We start from the raw sequence: 15,819 nt of genomic DNA on the forward strand, positions 1-15,819 counted from the left end.
TTGGTGGCAGCATTTTATTTCAGGAAGTGGTACCGGTTTGGTTCAGGGCGGAAACTCAGGTATTGCCAATGTCGCTTTTGGCCTTTCCGTGCTGTCCCCAATCTGCCTTGTTTGCTTTTTGGGGAAGTATTACTGATCTTTTAATAAATAATTCTACTAACCTGAAACAACTACTGTTGATGATCAACACCTTGCCGCTTTTCAACCGGACCTGAATACTGCCCTTGTCCTCCTCGTACCAATCGACACGGTCGGCGTCCCCACGGAAATAATATCTTTTTCTCTATGTAAAAAACATTACTGGCATATAATCTAATTGAATTGAAGATTTAATGGCTTGTAGATGAAATTGACATTCTTTTCAAGTAGGGTTCTATTTGATCTTTGTCTTCAGGAGGGTATTCAATCCATAGATCACTTACGAAACTGTCACCTATAACTCTCTTCCAATAAACTATCTTCCCTTTTTTAATCCATCATACCCTTTGTTACCAAGTGGCTACGCACGTGCATATTAGGCGTACATCTTACTTTATCAAATGATAAATTTCATATGTATCTTGCTCAATAAATATCATAATCATTTCGTTATCATCAACTTTGTATAATATTCCTGCAATAGAATTTTCACTACCATACACCGTCAAAGGATCGTCCTCAATCGTCCATCCACCTCAAAAAACATAACTAAAATCATCTATGGGATATAAACAAAGGGATATAAACAAAAAAAATTTTTTTTGTTTTTGTTTGTGTCAAAAATATTCAAAAAAATAGCTATGACGCTATATAGTAAAGGGAAAGAGTCTCGTGATGAGATCATTAACAGATCCAGGCAGATTTTCAACGACTATGGTATACAGATAACATTAGCCAGGTTGGCTGAACTGATGGATACAACACTTGGCCGGTTGACTCATCATTTTCGGAACAAGGACCTGCTGTTTATCGCCATTGCCCAGGATTATGAGAATAAATTACTGGAATTGCGAATGAAAAGGAAATTAGACCTGCTCACGTTCGATTCGTTTATTCATACAGCCTCGAATGCAATGAATCTTCAATATGATTACAGGTGCGCTATGCGATATGTAGTGTCATCCCTGAAGTTCAGGGATGAAATGAGATCCCATGTTCAGGAAGCATATTCCAATAACCGGGAAAACATACGAAGAACCATCGAGGCCGTTGTCAATGTGGGATCCTTGCATTCCCGGATTTTAGAAAAGGACACTTATGAAATCTTTTTATTTCAATTGACCAATTTATTGACCAATTGGTTCATTAATCTTGAATTATATGACTACGGCAAGCCTTATCATGAACTGAAGCCCATTTACCTGAAAGGAATTGTTTCGGTATTCCTGCCCTTCCTGACCGAGAAAGGCAGGCAGGAATTGGATGATAATGGCATTTTCCGTAAATAAGCTGGCCCTTCCACTGGTTTGGGCAGAACCTGGGGGAAGTAATGATTGACGAACAGAGGAATGTTGATTTTTAATTTTTGAAGTAAATCAGAAATCAAAAATCCTAGTTCCTTTGTTCGTAAATCCCTTTTCCTCTCATATCGACGGTCATAACAAATTTATTCTCAACGATTCATCCAACGATCTGCGTTATCCCGTATTTTTGGAAAAGTATATGCATAGTGGGTATTGCTTAGGATCACAAGGGATTGTGTAATTGAACAGTAATGGTGATGCATAGGATGCAAAATAATCCAGACTAATTATGAAAACACCTGATAACAAAACGATTATCCGTCAATACGCTGATCGTATTGAAAACACAGGGGATATTTCCATGATCAATGAATTCATATCAGAAGATTATACTGAAGTATATGAAGGGAAACGCTACCCGATAGGAATTCAAGGGGCCATCGATCACGTGCTGGGTGTACGAAGGGTCTTTCCCGATCTGAGCCTGTCGATAGAAAATCAACTATCCGAAGGGGAGTGGGTGGTGACTGTCTATTCTGCCACGGGCACATTCACTGACGAATGGTTTGGCATGAAACCCACAGGAAAACCAATAACATTTCATGGTGTTAATGTTGACCGGATCAAGGATGGTAAAATAATTGAACATGGGGGAGCCGTAAACATGTTCGATCCATTACTGCAGGCAGGCGTCATTGAAATCAAGCAATAGTCATGTGAACGGGCCATTATATTCAGGGAGAAACAAAAGGAGTTTGTTATCCACCGTTGGAATTTTTGGATGGTATAATAAAACAACATGACTCAAAGCGTACAGACATTCTGGGATAAGCAAGCCAGGCGTTATGATAACAGTGAAAAACAGTTTGCGGCGGTTTACACCGATATCCTTGCCAAAACAAGTACATACCTTAATCCGGATGACCATGTGCTTGATTTCGGCTGCGCCACCGGTACCAAAACAATAGCGCTTGCCAGCAAGGTCCGGCATATCCATGGGCTTGACATTTCGACCGGGATGATCAGGGAGGCGATGAAGAAGAAAGAGTCGGCACAAATCCCGAATATTACCTTCTCCCAGGGTACTATTTTCAGTCCGGAGCTGAAGAACGGTTCATTCGGTAAGATCATCGCCTACGCCTTCCTTCAGCTATTGGAGGATCATGAAAACGTGATCCGGAGGATACACGAACTATTGAAACCCGGAGGGTTATTTATCTCCTTAACCACATGTTTTGAGGAAAAGATGACTTTCAGGGTCCGTCTGCAGGTCAAAGCAACGCTCCTGATGAAGAAACTGGGACTCATTCCATTGCATGTGAACCTGTTCAGCATCGGTGATGTCGAAAATGCAATGGTCACTCAGGGCTTTACGGTCATTGAGTCTGAAAAGATATTTCACGGGATGACCGCCTGCTTTATTGTGGTTAGAAAAGAGACAACTTGATTGACGAACAAAGAACAAGGATTGTTGATTTCTGATCTACTTGCACAGAGCCGATGCATTTATCAATCCACGCCGGAATAATTTTATTTATGCATATTATTGATAGTCAATACGATATTAAATTAAAAGTAAATCGGCAAAGATTGGTCAAATTGTCCGGCGCATGCAAGAAGATCCCCGGAAAACTCATCAGGCAATAGGTAACCTTTGCTATCATAATTTTGTCAGTTGTCGCTCTTCAATTAGAATTTCTTACCTTTGTTTAACAGAACATTATGAAACCTGAGGTTAAAAATATCATTATTACCGAATTAAGGAAATATGATCCTGAAATGATCGGAATTTTCGGTTCCTATGCCAGGAAAGAAAATCAGGACAATAGCGATATTGATATCCTTGTAAAATTCAAGTCCTCCCTTTCGCTACTCCAGTTGGTATACATTGAAAGGATGATTTCTCAAAAATTGGGGATCAAGGTTGACCTTCTTACTGAGGGAGCCATTAAGAATAAGATAGTAAAGGAAAGTATCCTGAGGGATCTTCAAATCATATATCGATGATAAAGAATGATCAGGTATATCTGGAGCATATTCTTGAAGCCATCGGGAAGATCGAGAATTTTGTCATAAGTATTTCAAAATCTGAATTCTAGCAAAATGTGATGATTCAGGATGCTGTGATCCGCAATATAGAAGTAATTGGTGAAGCAACGAAAAAGATCACGCAACAATTCACACAATCACACCCTGATATTCCCTGGCAGGATATGGCCGGAATGCGTGATAAATTAATCCACCATTATCTGGATGTCGACCTGGATGTTGTCTGGAGAACGATTGAAGTTGATCTCCCCCTTCTCAAAGAGCTGATCAGTAAAATCTGATTTTGGAACCTTATATCGATACCTTAATAACAGGCATCAATACTGGAATATAAATTCAATATATTGACACATTATAAAAAAATAGCTCTAAATTATTGAATATCAATAATTTAGAGCTATTTTTCCCGTGGGCCCACCTGGGCTCGAACCAGGGACCTACTGATTATGAGTCAGTTGCTCTAACCGACTGAGCTATAGGCCCGAAGCGGGTGTGGGCTTTGCTGACTGAAGCTGACTAAGTCAGCGGAAGCCAGTGTCAGTGTGGGTGTGAGTGTGGGGTGCAAAGATAATATACTTTGGTGAAATTTAAGCCTGGCGAAATTCCAAAAATCAGCGACAGTTTTGGATCCCTCAAATGGATCCTGATGGATCAAAGGATGATGAACTTACCCTTGAAGATTGGATTTTGCCCGTTGCCGTCGGGCCCGGTGGGCCAGGGATACTTCCACCCCAGCGAACGGGATGCCGTGGCATCTCAGAAGCGATGATATAGGCCATGCTGTCGAGCATCGGGAGCATGTAATCATCCTTGAATGCGGTATTAAGAAGGTCGATATGGCGTGAAACATAGTATTGTTCAAAATCCTCATTTTCCCGTAATTCGTTCAGTATGACCACGTGGTTTTCCGGATCCTGCCATCCAGCCAGGTCATCCTGGTAGCAGGGGGAAGCATAAGGGCTTTGCGCCGGAATGCCGGTATAGTTGATGTAATGCCCGAAGGTGGCATCCTCACCCCACAGGATGTATCCCCATTGGCGGTGGGTGCCCTGGGGATCCAATCCACGCCACCGATACGACGGGAAGATCGTGCTCTTCGTTGATAAAATAGGTGTGGAATTCGATCAGGCCAGGCAGTATGGCGGCAAAGTTGCTGAAAACACGGGCTTTCAATACCTGTGTGGTTGAAATGCTGATCAATCCGGTGTATGTTGGTGAGGCAGCGGCCGGTTCGGTTCCGTCGACCGTATAGTGGATCTGGGCGTTCCATTCATTGGCGGTGATGGTCACCATAAGGATCGGAGAATACGATCCATTCAGGATCCGAGCCTGTTTGGGATAGCCGGAAGTTCGTATGAATCTTGCCGGCGGCAGCTTCATCCCTTCCGGATGCCCAGATTACCAGGCGTCCCCCTGCTCCAAGGATGGTGCTTTGAGGAAATGCCCATTTCTGGTTGTCATCCGGATTGTCGCTCAGATAGTATCCCCCGATATCCTGATCCTGGCCGCTCAGATTGTATATTTCGAGCCAGTCCTCCTATTTGCCGTAATTGTCAATAACGGTTGATGATCAGGATCCTGGCTTTCATTGCTTGACAAATGGAGTTATTAAATGAAGGCTAACCTACGGAAAAATTAGATATACAAAGGAGCTAAAAGTTTAATTCATTTATTCTGTCGGAATAAAATTATGGCAGCAGGCATGATGATCACAATAGTGAGGCACCTTTTCTTTACATGGTACATATTCTTTGATTTCAGCAATATGAATTTTTTGGCTCCGCGGCCGCAGGGCCGCACCAGCCAAGGTCGCTTTTGCGATGGTTGGATAATTGTTCAATAGAAATAGTTTTCCGCAGATAGCACGCGGGTGGAAACGCTAGCTTAGCGTGACTTCTGAATGAACTATTACCCGGATAGATTGTTTATAACAATCAGAACCGTTAAATCTACGGATATGAAAATCAATCACATTTTAGCAATTCTATTATTAACATCAGGACTTATGACAGCAGCACAGAAAAGTACTATGAACAACCCTTCCCTGATGATCGAAAGCCAGAGCCGTTTTGGTTTTGACGAGACCGTCGAAACGCTTTCAAAAACCATTCTGGCAACAGGCTGGAAGATTTCTGTGACACATGACCTGCAGGAGACCATGATGAGGAATGGCAAAGAAGTTCTTCCCGTTAAAGTGATCGAACTATGCAATCCGGACCTTGCTTTCCGAATCCTCTCCAGGGATGAATTCCGGGAGGTTTCTCCAATGCTTCCATGCCGCATAGCTGTTTATGAGAAAGCAGATGGGAATACCTATGTGGCGCGCATGAATGCCCCTTCGTTTGCCGGCATGGTCGGTGGTGAGGCCGGCGATACAATATTAGAAGCATTCAGGCAGGCAGAAGAATTTGCGAAATCGGTCATCAGGTAATTTCATCCCCACCCCCAAAAAAATATTGTACTCCATATCAGCCGGTTGGTACGTCAGGGATTTGTATTTTTGGATAATAGATGCGGGAAATTTTATGATTTTTTGGAGAATGTTTCCTACATCATACACATTAGCTAAACTTACATGGAAAACCTTACATTCCTCCTGATCATTTTTTATTTTCCTGGACTTCAGTTGCACAGACGGGAAGCGATCCGGAACTGGCTCAGCAACTTGAAAAACATGTTTCTTTCCTTGCATCGGACTCACTTGAAGGAAGGGGACTGGGAACGGATGGAACCGTCCTGGCACGGAACTACATTGCCGGACAGTTTCTATCGATCGGTTTGATCCCTTACAGCCAGGAGGGGTACTTTCAGCACTTTGATCTGCGGATAGGACTTGCCAGGTATTTCCAATGGGATGGTATGTTTCGCTCGGGTATAAATTTAAATGATCGGAAAAATCCATTTTGATATTCCGGAGATGGTATTCAGTGCAAGGTTTATCAGATGGCAGTGCCCAATCATCGGATAATTGCTTATTTTAGCGGAGTTGTTCATTTACCTTTTATTCAATCCCTGTTACCATGAAAAGGAAGAAGATCGTCTGGATCGTTCTGGCCATCGTTGCCCTGGTCGTTGCCGCCCTGATCCTATTCAGTCCTTCTGCTCGAAAAAATGAAAATGCCGCGGGAACTATGGCAAAAATTTGCCCGGTCAATCCCTATCATGCCGGGGATCAGATCGACTGTCCCTGTCTGCTCAGGCCCAACGAAGAAAGCTCGTTTCTGGATGCAAACAATTGCCAGTTTGTCTTTCGGAATACCAGTGCTTATACGATCCCAAAAGGAACCCCTGTGGTAGTGACCCGGCAACGGACCGAAGGCACGGTTCAGCACGTGGAGGTGAAGATTCCGAAGTAAAAAATTGACATTCCTGATTTACCTCGGAGGGATTGAATGAGAAAAAAGTAAATGGTTTTTTTGGGGGCTATAACCGATAAAAATACGTATATTTGTCGGTTAAGAACGTAATTATGATAACAAGAATACTTGAAGATGTAATATCCGATAGGTTATTCACCGGAAAAACCATTTTGTTGCTTGGCCCCCGCCAGGTTGGCAAAACAACGTTAATTAAAGGGATCTTTCAAAAGCATGCTGGTCGATCCTTCTGGATGAACGCTGACAATCCGGAAGATAGAGCGTTGCTCAATGGGATCAATTCACTCCGGGCCCGTGAATTGTTTCTTCCCGGAACACTGGTGGTGGTTGACGAAGCACAGCGGCTTGAAAACTCCGGTTTGACATTAAAGATCATTCATGACGCCTGTCCTGATATTCAGCTCGTTGCCACCGGATCAAGTTCGTTTGAGTTGACGGATAAGATAAAGGAATCACTTACGGGGAGAAAATGGTCTTTCAGATTATTTCCCATATCGTTTAAAGAGATTGAACTTCACACAAATTTCCTGGACCTGATCCGGTCGCTGGAGGTGCGTATGATTTTTGGTTCCTATCCGGAAGTGATCAACCAGGCAGGAAGGGAGAAGGAAGTGCTGCATGAGTTGATTTCTGATTATTTATACAAGGATGTTTTTACACTTAAAGGGATCAGGAAACCAGAAATTCTTGAAAAGCTGGTGAAAGCCCTCGCTTTTCAGATCGGGAGCCAGGTTTCCTACCGGGAATTATCCAATCTGGTACAGGCAGATAAGGAAACCGTTGAACGGTACATATACTTATTGGAGGAAGCATTTATCATTTTCAGGCTGACCTCATTTTCAAGAAATTTAAGGAGTGAGTTGAAAAGGTCGCATAAGTTTTATTTTTACGACAATGGGATCAGGAATGCTGTAATAAGCCAGTTCAATCCCCTTTCATTACGAAATGATACAGGTGCCCTCTGGGAAAACCTGTTGATCTCAGAAAGAAAGAAAGTCAACGAGTATCACCGTCGGTACAGGAATGTATATTTTTGGCGGACGGACAGGCAGCAGGAGTTAGATTATTTGGAGGAATATGATGGACGGTTGCACGCTTATGAGTTCAAATGGCAGGATTCAGCTCCTATCAGAGCAGCTAAAGCTTTTCAGGCAGTTTATCCGGATTCCGATGTAAAACTTATTCACAGGGATAATTTCATGGAATTTATAAAATCATAGCGATAATTGCCGATTATCCATCTGGTATTTTCAATTGTCAATGGATGATCCCTGCCGAATAAATAACATCGACAACCGGCAATCGACAATCGGGCAATTGACAATTTAATCGCCTGGTTGAACCCAAGTTTGGGTATTTATACCAGCTTTGCCTCTAGTGTGATCTCCACAGCCTTCAGGGCCCGTGAAACAGGGCATTCGGCCTTGGCAGCACCGGCCAGTTCGAGGAATTTCTCTTCCGTGATCCCCGGAACGTTGGCTGTCAGGTCAAGATGGATGCCTGTGATCTCAAAATGATCGGTCACCAGTTCGATGTTCACGGTCGCTGTCACTTTCAGTTCGGTGGGTACGAACCCTGCGTTGGTCAGCCCGAAGCTCAGCGCCATCGCATAACAGCCGCTGTGGGCTGCTGCAATGAGCTCTTCCGGATTGGTCCCTTCCCGGCCCTCTTCGTTCTTGAACCGTGTGAGGAATGAATAAGGAGTTTCATTGAGCACTCCGCTGGTGGAGGTTAAAATACCTTTGCCCTCCAGCCCGTTACCCTGCCATATGGCTGTTGCTTTGCGTTTCATGATATCAAAATTGGATGTGCCTGTTATAATTTGCTTATAAAAGTAACGAATATTAAGATTAACTGTTGAATGTTTTCATCAATGTCCAGAGTTTCAATCCACTTCCGGGATGTGTCAGCTCACGAACCATCTGGAATCCAAGCTTTTGATAAAAAGGTATATTGGCAGGATCGGCTGTTTCGAGATAGATAGGTGTGTTGGTTTTGCAAGCCTTTTCCATCACGGGATTCATCAAGGCTTTACCTATCCCATGTCCCTGGAATGGAGGATCAACCCCAATCACAAATGTGTACCAGTGAGGTTCCGCTGCGTCTTTTTTATGATAAGGTGCCAGGAATTCAAAGACCGCATTGAACCGGTCAAGGGCTTCTTTTTCCACCAGCGGTAAAAGCAGGGCCAGCCCCCCTTTTTCTGCTTTTTCCCGGGTTATTTCTGATTCACCGGGACGAAGCCACAGCACGGCTCCCTCTGCATTGGCCGAGGTGTATACCTCTCCGAATAGCATGCAGTACCTGATCAGGATCGCAAAGTGTTCCGGTGATTTTTCCTTTCGTATTCGTTCGTCCGGAAGAAAATACGTTTGGATGGGTTCGTGCATGAAGGCAGATGCAATGGATTCGGAGGCCGCCTTTACCTCATATTCGCATAGCTTATGTATCAAATAATTCATTCAAACTTGTTTTTTACAAAAATAACGATTGCGATTCACCTTCTGTGTTGATCTGTGAAATTCCATCTAACTTAGGCAGGCAGATTCCGGCTTACGCCGGAATGACGTGCCGCTTTTCTCTTTGACCATGACGCATCGTCATTCCGAGCGCAGCGAGGAATCTTACTGCCTTTTATCACATTGGTTAGCGCCATTGTTGTACTATTGATTTGAGTCTTAGAATCTGTGAGAAATGTTTATTCGTTACATTATTGGATTTTGTTTAATAAAATTAATAAAAGATTGAACAAAAATTAAACTTGATCGTTTATTCTATAGTTCATTCAAATTAATTAATCTAAAAAAACAAATCATCATGAAAACAGTAAACCGTAAATTTCAGCTTTTAGTTTTAGCACTGGCAACAGTCGGTGTTCTCTCAGCATGTTCCAAAGACGATGACGATCCAAACATGGATCCGATGAATATTGTTGAAACGGCTTCAGCCGACGACCAGTTCTCCATCCTGGTCTCCGCCATCGGAAAAGCGGGCCTTGCCTCAACATTGCAGGGTCCGGGTCCCTTTACGGTGTTCGCCCCGACCAATGATGCGTTCAATGCTTTATTCGCACAATTAGGTGTTGCAGGGATCGATGACCTGAGCGCCGACGTCCTCAAGCCCATTCTCCTGAACCATGTGATCAGCGGAAATGTCAAGTCTGCCGACATCGCAACAGGGTATGCACCTACCGTCAACAATTCAGGCCCCGGTCAGAATTTTGTAAAAGTTTATATCCAGAAAAGTTCAACAGTCATGGTAGACGGCAGCACGGTGACCACGGCTGATGTGATGGCATCCAATGGAACGATCCACGTTATTGACAAGGTGATCCTCCCATCAAGCGTGGTTGGCCATGCCATTAACAATTCCGATTTCAGCATCCTTGTGGAGGCGGTGGTCAAAGCTGGTCTGGTTAATGCCCTGAGTTCGGAAGGCCCCTTCACCGTATTTGCCCCTACCAACCAGGCCTTTACGAATCTTTTCAACACGCTGGGCGTCAGCGGGATCGCTGACCTTACAGCGGAACAGCTCACCCCGATCCTTCTTTATCACGTAGTGTCGGGGAACGTGGTTGCTTCACAGGTGACTTCGGGCAACGCACCGACCCTTAAGGAGGGCAGTTCCATCAGCATCGAAGCCTCCGGGATGGGAGTGAAGATCAATGGAAACTCCTCCGTGATCGCAACGGATGTACAGGGAACAAATGGGGTGATCCATGCCATCGATGCGGTTCTCCTGCCGTAAAAAGGCTTCATCACCTGGCGTACGTTGTAAATCAGTGCACAAAAGGCTGCTCCTGTTCCTGGGCAGCCTTTTTTCATTGTCGGGAATTATTTATCTCATTTTCAACACTTTCCCCGTCACTTTTGCCTCACCTGCCTTCATCTGGATGAAATAGATCCCATCGGGCAGATAAGAGGCGTTCCAGGTAACCTGGTGTTTGCCCCGGGGGTAATGTTTAGTAGTCATTGCATCTACCTGTTCACCCAGCAGGTTGAAGATGGTTATTTCGACGTCAGCGGAATGCGGAAGTTCAAATTCGATAGTGGCGGAATTCCCAAAGGGATTTGGATACACTGTGAAGGGATTGATACTGATGTCATGATCGTTCGTTCCATAAGGAGTCCCTAAATTTCCGTTGAACTTGAATATCCCTCCCTCCGTTGCACTGGAATTATGCCCCCCGGCCCACCCGCAACGGGGATTTACCCAGGCCATATTTCGAAAATCAATGCCTTCGGTCCCGGTGAAAGCTGTCCACGTATGACCGCCGTCCGTACTGTAGGAAGCGCCACATTTTCTAAATTTGCTCATGCCTCCTGTACTGATCCAGGTATTGACAGTACCTGGAACATAAGCCAGGTTTGTTTGATACAGTGGCCCTGTGTAATCCACTGCCTCCCAGGATTCTCCGCCATCAAAGGTCTCATACAGTTTTAGATGTCCCGTTGTATTGAATACAAGTCCATGAGAGCTGTTTCGGAAAACAGGTATGAGGAAGTCAAGGACAGTCTCATAAACCTGGGTGACGGTCCAGGTGTACCCCTTATCGGTTGATTTAAAGATGCGTCCACAACTGGTACCGAACCAGAGCGTATCATTGATGGCTGAAAAGGGTCCGAACCAGCTCATTTCAGAGAAGATGGAAGGAGGAATACTGGCAGCGGGAACCGGGATCCAGTTTTCTCCGCCATTGCCGGTTACGAACATTTCATATGTACCATTACCGTCAACTACGGGATCACCCATACACCATCCATCATTTTCGTTAAAAAAATGTACACTCGAACATGTTGATTTATTGCTAAACGCGGCAGTATGCTGGCGTTCCCATGTATTTCCGCCATCCAATGTGATAAATATTCCCTGGGGAGCATTAACTGAAGTACTGAATAATGAAGCATAGGCCTTTTGTGCGCTTACACCCTGGATCATCGTAAAGGTGAGATCCTCACAATCAGGTATGTTGCCTGCCATCCAGGTTTCCCCTCCATTGATGGTTCGTGTGAATGCCTGACAGGGAACATTAAAGACATCGTTCCAATCCCTTGCAATGGCCCAGGCCACATTACTGTCGACAGCGGAAATGTAGTTAATGCAGTAGGGAGTCTGGAAACCACTTGACTGTTTGATCCAATCATCATTTACATTCATGATCACCGGGTAATAGACACTATCGTTCCCGGAAAAGGACCATGATCTTACTTCATGGGAACCAATATCTTCATCTTTTGTGATCCACGTATAGGAGAGTGTACTGGATGTTCCGGTCGCGACAGTCATACCGTCGATCGTGATTTTCATACGTTCGGTACTCCCATATACGGTGGCTGCTTGAATTTCTATGGATTGACCAGAATTGAAAATGAAATTATCCACAGGATGCGTGATCCTTGTTATGAGTCCAGGATGACCAGGTTTTATTCCGGTCAATGCGAGATTGTTAAAGCTGAAGTCATTATTACCCGGATTCAGGGTCCCGATGATATACCATCCGTCATAGAAGCCACTCCAGCCCCAGTTGAAATGGAACCTGTCAATCCCAAGTTCTGGGATAAGCTGATAACCGTCACAGACAAAAGCATGTCCCCATCCTATGGAAGGTTGTCCAGTGTATAGAATGGGTAGTTGGCAATCGAGATCGGCCCGGAGCATGTTTTTCCAGTCTTCTATTTCTGCATATTCCGGTTGATAATGCAATTCAATGTCTGGTTGATAATTAAAATAATCCACCAGGGTAGTTTTGTAAATTGGACTATTTGTACCTGAGAGCACGGGACCATAATACATATTAACTGCTACACCTGCGTGGTACATGAGGGTGGCAACAGGAATATTGTCGGAAGTGACGTTATGTGGCATTGAAGTCCAATCGTAGGCAGTGTTACCAAAGTCAGCCGACAGTTCGCCATAATAGGGATGCAGATAGGCATGGGAACCGACACCCTGCGGTGGGAAATTATGGTACTTCATGATCTGTGCCATGGCTGTTGCGACACATCCTGTGACAGCATGTCCATAAACACCCTGAGGATCAGCCGGGCACATCTGGTTGTAATAGCGCCCCTGGTCCCAGGTTGTAGTAAGCAAGGGAGCAACACTTCGTTTGAACACAGGAAAGTTCCCGTTCATGATGGCATCCCACTGCGTGACCGTTTCACGGTTGCTTAATCCTCTTGTTATGATTTGTTCGATCTGTTTGCTATAATCCTCCATCCAACTCTCTACCGCCGGACAGGACATATCGGCCGGGAATGAATTCTCTTCCGAATACCCAAGGATGGGAACGGATGCATCATCGGCGGCTACGATCACAAATCCGCCGGAGGTGAAATTGAAAACGTACATGGTGACCCTGTTGTCGTGGATCACCGGAAATGCCTCCTGAACGGAATCATCCGAAACTGAAGCCACGGCCATGTGTGTGTACCAGGAAACGGCAATTTTCCGGGCCTCTTCCTGCGATACGGGATCGGCTGATGAAATGCGGACCGAGAGAAGGGAAGTAATTAAAACAATGAACATAAATTTTTTCATGACAGCCTCCTTTTTTATGCTTAAGGACTGGTTTTTAGAAACCTGATGTAAAATTAAACAGGGTGAGGTCAAATCATTTTATGCCCTGTTGCAAAGGTTTTATATCATGTCGCATCTTGAAATTCAACTTTATCTGAGACTCGACGGTCTGTGTTTACGTTCATATTTGAATAAAAAAAAGGAAAAATTTGGATTCCAACTCCAAATTTATCATTATCTTTGCCCCATGATTCCACGTATAGCATCGGCAAGATTAATGGAACTGGCAGCCCTTTTTAAAGCTGTTGCCGTGGTAGGACCGCGTCAGTCTGGTAAAACAACGCTGGTGAAGTCTGTTTTTCCCGATAAACCCTATGTCTCCCTTGAAAATCCGGATATCCGGCTCTTCGCTTCTGACGATCCCCGCGGATTCCTGAAGAAATATTCAGAGGGAGCCGTTTTGGATGAAATACAACGTGTTCCGCATATTTTTTCGTATCTTCAGGAAATCCTGGATAATTCAAATGAAAGAGGTAAATATATTCTCACCGGCTCGAATAATTTCCTGATGCAGGAAAACATATCCCAGAGTCTGGCCGGCAGGGTGGCCTATTTGCAATTATTGCCGTTTAGTTTAGAAGAATTATTTTTTGAAAATATATCCACCGAAACGAACAGGATTATTTTCAATGGCTTTTATCCGCCGCCTTTTGATCAGAAGATTCCGGTGACCGATTGGATGCCAAATTATATCCGAACCTATATTGAAAGGGATGTGAGACAAATTAAAAACATCAACGATTTGCTTGTTTTTGAAAAGTTTATGAGGTTGCTTGCCGGAAATGCAGCCCGTGAACTGAACTATTCTTCGTTATCAGTTAACGTTGGTGTTGATATCAAGACCCTCCAGTCATGGGTGGGTATCCTCGAAAGTAGCTTTATCATCTACCTGTTGCGCCCGCATCACAGGAACTTCAATAAAATGATCGTCAAGCGTCCAAAGCTGTTCTTTTACGATACCGGGCTTGTTTGCTCACTTTTAGAGATAACCTCGCCTGAACACCTGGCCAATCACCCCTTACTGGGTCAACTTTTTGAGAACATGGTTGTTAGTGAACTCGTCAAATTCCGGACACACAGAGGAAGGGATGTGAATTATTTTTACTGGCGTGACAAAACGGGTCATGAAGTAGATATCATTGTCGAAAATGCTGACCGGTTGATACCAGTGGAAATAAAAACGAGTGCAACATTTCATCCCGATTTTTTGAAAAACCTTCATTTCTGGATGAAACTAAGCGGTGAGCAGTCTGGAATCCTTCTTTATAACGGCGAGTTGGAACTAACCAGATCGGAAGGTATACACCTTATGAACTGGAAGAATATGAGCTGGCTTTCGGATACTTCATCCTGAAGCAGGATCCATTTTCATCTCGATGCATGAAATACAACCAGGCCACATCCTTCACCGTAAACTACCAAAGCTGGTAATTCCTAAGAACCTTCATTAACTTGTTGTATCGTTCCTATCGAGCTGGTTCATGTATTCAGTAGGAGAGAGTCCAAACTGCTTTTTGAAGCTGATCGAGAAATAGGTGAGGTTGTTGAAACCGGAGTCATAGGCAATTTCAGAAATGGTACCGGCCTTCTTCTTCAGCAATCCCAGGGCATAGTTCAGCCGGAGGATCCGGATGAACTCCGTAACGGACTGGCCCACAAGGGCGTTCAGTTTCCGGCTCAGCTGCGAGCGGCTCAGGGCCATGTCGGATGCAAATCCTTCCACACCGAACTCCGGATCGGACAGTTGTTTTTCGACCACAGCCTTTGCTTTCCGAAGGAACTTCTCGTCCATGGAAAGGACCTCACCGGCCCTGGCAGGCTGAAGGAGCTCTAAATCCTGGCGGTAGCGCTCCCTGAGCTTTTTCCGCTGGTCGATGAGGTTCCTGATCCGTACCAGCAGCTCTTCAGCGTCAAAGGGTTTTGTCACGAAGTCATCAGCACCCGTTTCCAGTCCCTCGATCCGGCTTTCTTTCGACGCCCTGGCCGTTAGAAGAATGACCGGGATATGGCTCGTCCGCTCATCGCTTTTTAGTTTTCGTGAAAGTTCATATCCATCCATCTCCGGCATCATCACATCGGTAAGCACCAGGTCGGGCAGCTGCTCCAGCGCCTTTTCAAGTCCCTGCCTCCCGCCTCCCGCTTCCATGATCCGGTAATCCCCGCCAAGTATGCCCCGGATATACAAGCGCAGGTCGGGATTGTCTTCGACAACGAGCAGGAGAGGAGCGTCTTTGAGGGATGGTTCAGTTGGCAGTTGGCAGTTGGCAGTTGGCACATTTAGATCAGCTATTGGTAGTGAAAATGGCTCTCTGTCTTCGAGGCTGTTCAGAAAAGTGTGTCAAAGATACGAGTTAGAAACATTAATAACTTTG

At 44.6% G+C, this 15,819-nt stretch carries 16 protein-coding genes and 1 tRNA gene; 10 read left to right on the top strand and 7 right to left on the bottom strand.

Annotated features, from left to right (window positions below; genetic code table 11):
- Positions 1–779 precede the first annotated feature (779 nt).
- The 5 genes from PKI34_13050 (at position 780) to PKI34_13070 (ending at position 3,772) form a co-directional block, all read left to right on the top strand.
- Positions 780–1,427, top strand: a complete 648-nt coding sequence (locus PKI34_13050; GenBank protein ID HNS18735.1) for a TetR/AcrR family transcriptional regulator — start codon at positions 780–782, stop codon at positions 1,425–1,427.
- Between the two features lie 304 nt (positions 1,428–1,731).
- Positions 1,732–2,154, top strand: coding sequence for an ester cyclase (locus tag PKI34_13055; protein HNS18736.1), 423 nt, complete (start codon positions 1,732–1,734; stop codon positions 2,152–2,154).
- Between the two features lie 87 nt (positions 2,155–2,241).
- Positions 2,242–2,889, top strand: coding sequence for a class I SAM-dependent methyltransferase (locus PKI34_13060; GenBank protein HNS18737.1), 648 nt, complete (start codon positions 2,242–2,244; stop codon positions 2,887–2,889).
- Between the two features lie 275 nt (positions 2,890–3,164).
- Entirely contained in the window at positions 3,165–3,449 is a 285-nt protein-coding gene (locus PKI34_13065) for a nucleotidyltransferase domain-containing protein (protein ID HNS18738.1), read from the top strand.
- 101 nt (positions 3,450–3,550) lie between these two features.
- Positions 3,551–3,772 carry a DUF86 domain-containing protein gene (locus tag PKI34_13070; protein ID HNS18739.1) on the top strand — a complete coding sequence of 74 codons (222 nt, stop codon included), beginning with the start codon at positions 3,551–3,553 and terminating at the stop codon, positions 3,770–3,772.
- A 128-nt stretch (positions 3,773–3,900) separates the two neighbouring features.
- Here PKI34_13070 and PKI34_13075 read toward each other — a convergent pair.
- The 3 genes from PKI34_13075 to PKI34_13085 form a co-directional block, all read right to left on the bottom strand.
- Positions 3,901–3,974 (bottom strand) — tRNA-Ile (locus tag PKI34_13075).
- 149 nt (positions 3,975–4,123) lie between these two features.
- Entirely contained in the window at positions 4,124–4,552 is a 429-nt protein-coding gene (locus PKI34_13080) for a CotH kinase family protein (protein HNS18740.1), read from the bottom strand.
- Positions 4,503–4,871 (bottom strand): chitobiase/beta-hexosaminidase C-terminal domain-containing protein, encoded by a 369-nt coding sequence (locus PKI34_13085; protein ID HNS18741.1) that lies wholly within the window; start codon positions 4,869–4,871, stop codon positions 4,503–4,505. The genes PKI34_13080 and PKI34_13085 overlap by 50 nt, the downstream gene beginning before the upstream one ends.
- Positions 4,872–5,496: 625 nt before the next feature.
- On the opposite strand from PKI34_13085, the gene PKI34_13090 reads away from it, so the two are divergent.
- The 3 genes from PKI34_13090 to PKI34_13100 all read left to right on the top strand — a co-directional run bounded on the left by PKI34_13090 (position 5,497) and on the right by PKI34_13100 (position 8,088).
- Positions 5,497–5,922 (top strand): DUF302 domain-containing protein, encoded by a 426-nt coding sequence (locus PKI34_13090; protein ID HNS18742.1) that lies wholly within the window; start codon positions 5,497–5,499, stop codon positions 5,920–5,922.
- A 589-nt stretch (positions 5,923–6,511) separates the two neighbouring features.
- Positions 6,512–6,847: a hypothetical protein gene (locus PKI34_13095; protein HNS18743.1), complete on the top strand. Its 336-nt coding sequence runs from the start codon at positions 6,512–6,514 to the stop codon at positions 6,845–6,847.
- Between the two features lie 113 nt (positions 6,848–6,960).
- Positions 6,961–8,088: an ATP-binding protein gene (locus PKI34_13100; GenBank protein HNS18744.1), complete on the top strand. Its 1,128-nt coding sequence runs from the start codon at positions 6,961–6,963 to the stop codon at positions 8,086–8,088.
- Between the two features lie 137 nt (positions 8,089–8,225).
- Here PKI34_13100 and PKI34_13105 read toward each other — a convergent pair whose 3' ends face one another.
- Both PKI34_13105 and PKI34_13110 read right to left on the bottom strand, forming a co-directional pair.
- Positions 8,226–8,660 (bottom strand): OsmC family protein, encoded by a 435-nt coding sequence (locus PKI34_13105; protein HNS18745.1) that lies wholly within the window; start codon positions 8,658–8,660, stop codon positions 8,226–8,228.
- Between the two features lie 58 nt (positions 8,661–8,718).
- The gene (locus tag PKI34_13110) at positions 8,719–9,330 is read right to left on the bottom strand and encodes a GNAT family N-acetyltransferase (protein HNS18746.1); all 612 of its coding nucleotides are present in this window, start codon (positions 9,328–9,330) and stop codon (positions 8,719–8,721) included.
- A 355-nt stretch (positions 9,331–9,685) separates the two neighbouring features.
- On the opposite strand from PKI34_13110, the gene PKI34_13115 reads away from it, so the two are divergent.
- The gene (locus tag PKI34_13115; GenBank protein HNS18747.1) at positions 9,686–10,615 is read left to right on the top strand and encodes a fasciclin domain-containing protein; all 930 of its coding nucleotides are present in this window, start codon (positions 9,686–9,688) and stop codon (positions 10,613–10,615) included.
- 90 nt (positions 10,616–10,705) lie between these two features.
- On the opposite strand, the gene PKI34_13120 is transcribed toward PKI34_13115, so the two are convergent.
- The gene (locus PKI34_13120) at positions 10,706–13,408 is read right to left on the bottom strand and encodes a C10 family peptidase (protein ID HNS18748.1); all 2,703 of its coding nucleotides are present in this window, start codon (positions 13,406–13,408) and stop codon (positions 10,706–10,708) included.
- 226 nt (positions 13,409–13,634) lie between these two features.
- On the opposite strand from PKI34_13120, the gene PKI34_13125 reads away from it, so the two are divergent.
- Positions 13,635–14,801: an ATP-binding protein gene (locus PKI34_13125; protein HNS18749.1), complete on the top strand. Its 1,167-nt coding sequence runs from the start codon at positions 13,635–13,637 to the stop codon at positions 14,799–14,801.
- Between the two features lie 93 nt (positions 14,802–14,894).
- Here PKI34_13125 and PKI34_13130 read toward each other — a convergent pair whose 3' ends face one another.
- The gene (locus PKI34_13130) at positions 14,895–15,722 is read right to left on the bottom strand and encodes a response regulator (protein HNS18750.1); all 828 of its coding nucleotides are present in this window, start codon (positions 15,720–15,722) and stop codon (positions 14,895–14,897) included.
- Positions 15,723–15,819: the final 97 nt, after the last annotated feature.

It is taken from the genome of Bacteroidales bacterium, assembly GCA_035342335.1.
Taxonomy (GTDB): Bacteria; Bacteroidota; Bacteroidia; order Bacteroidales; family JAGONC01; genus JAGONC01.

Coding starts and splice junctions, on each gene's coding strand:
- PKI34_13050 (HNS18735.1), top strand. CDS start 780: ATGACGCTATATAGTAAAGGGAAAGAGTCTCGTGATGAGATCATTAAC.
- PKI34_13055 (HNS18736.1), top strand. CDS start 1,732: ATGAAAACACCTGATAACAAAACGATTATCCGTCAATACGCTGATCGT.
- PKI34_13060 (HNS18737.1), top strand. CDS start 2,242: ATGACTCAAAGCGTACAGACATTCTGGGATAAGCAAGCCAGGCGTTAT.
- PKI34_13065 (HNS18738.1), top strand. CDS start 3,165: ATGAAACCTGAGGTTAAAAATATCATTATTACCGAATTAAGGAAATAT.
- PKI34_13070 (HNS18739.1), top strand. CDS start 3,551: ATGATTCAGGATGCTGTGATCCGCAATATAGAAGTAATTGGTGAAGCA.
- PKI34_13085 (HNS18741.1), bottom strand. CDS start 4,871: ATGAAGCTGCCGCCGGCAAGATTCATACGAACTTCCGGCTATCCCAAA.
- PKI34_13090 (HNS18742.1), top strand. CDS start 5,497: ATGACAGCAGCACAGAAAAGTACTATGAACAACCCTTCCCTGATGATC.
- PKI34_13095 (HNS18743.1), top strand. CDS start 6,512: ATGAAAAGGAAGAAGATCGTCTGGATCGTTCTGGCCATCGTTGCCCTG.
- PKI34_13100 (HNS18744.1), top strand. CDS start 6,961: ATGATAACAAGAATACTTGAAGATGTAATATCCGATAGGTTATTCACC.
- PKI34_13105 (HNS18745.1), bottom strand. CDS start 8,660: ATGAAACGCAAAGCAACAGCCATATGGCAGGGTAACGGGCTGGAGGGC.
- PKI34_13110 (HNS18746.1), bottom strand. CDS start 9,330: ATGAATTATTTGATACATAAGCTATGCGAATATGAGGTAAAGGCGGCC.
- PKI34_13115 (HNS18747.1), top strand. CDS start 9,686: ATGAAAACAGTAAACCGTAAATTTCAGCTTTTAGTTTTAGCACTGGCA.
- PKI34_13120 (HNS18748.1), bottom strand. CDS start 13,408: ATGAAAAAATTTATGTTCATTGTTTTAATTACTTCCCTTCTCTCGGTC.
- PKI34_13125 (HNS18749.1), top strand. CDS start 13,635: ATGATTCCACGTATAGCATCGGCAAGATTAATGGAACTGGCAGCCCTT.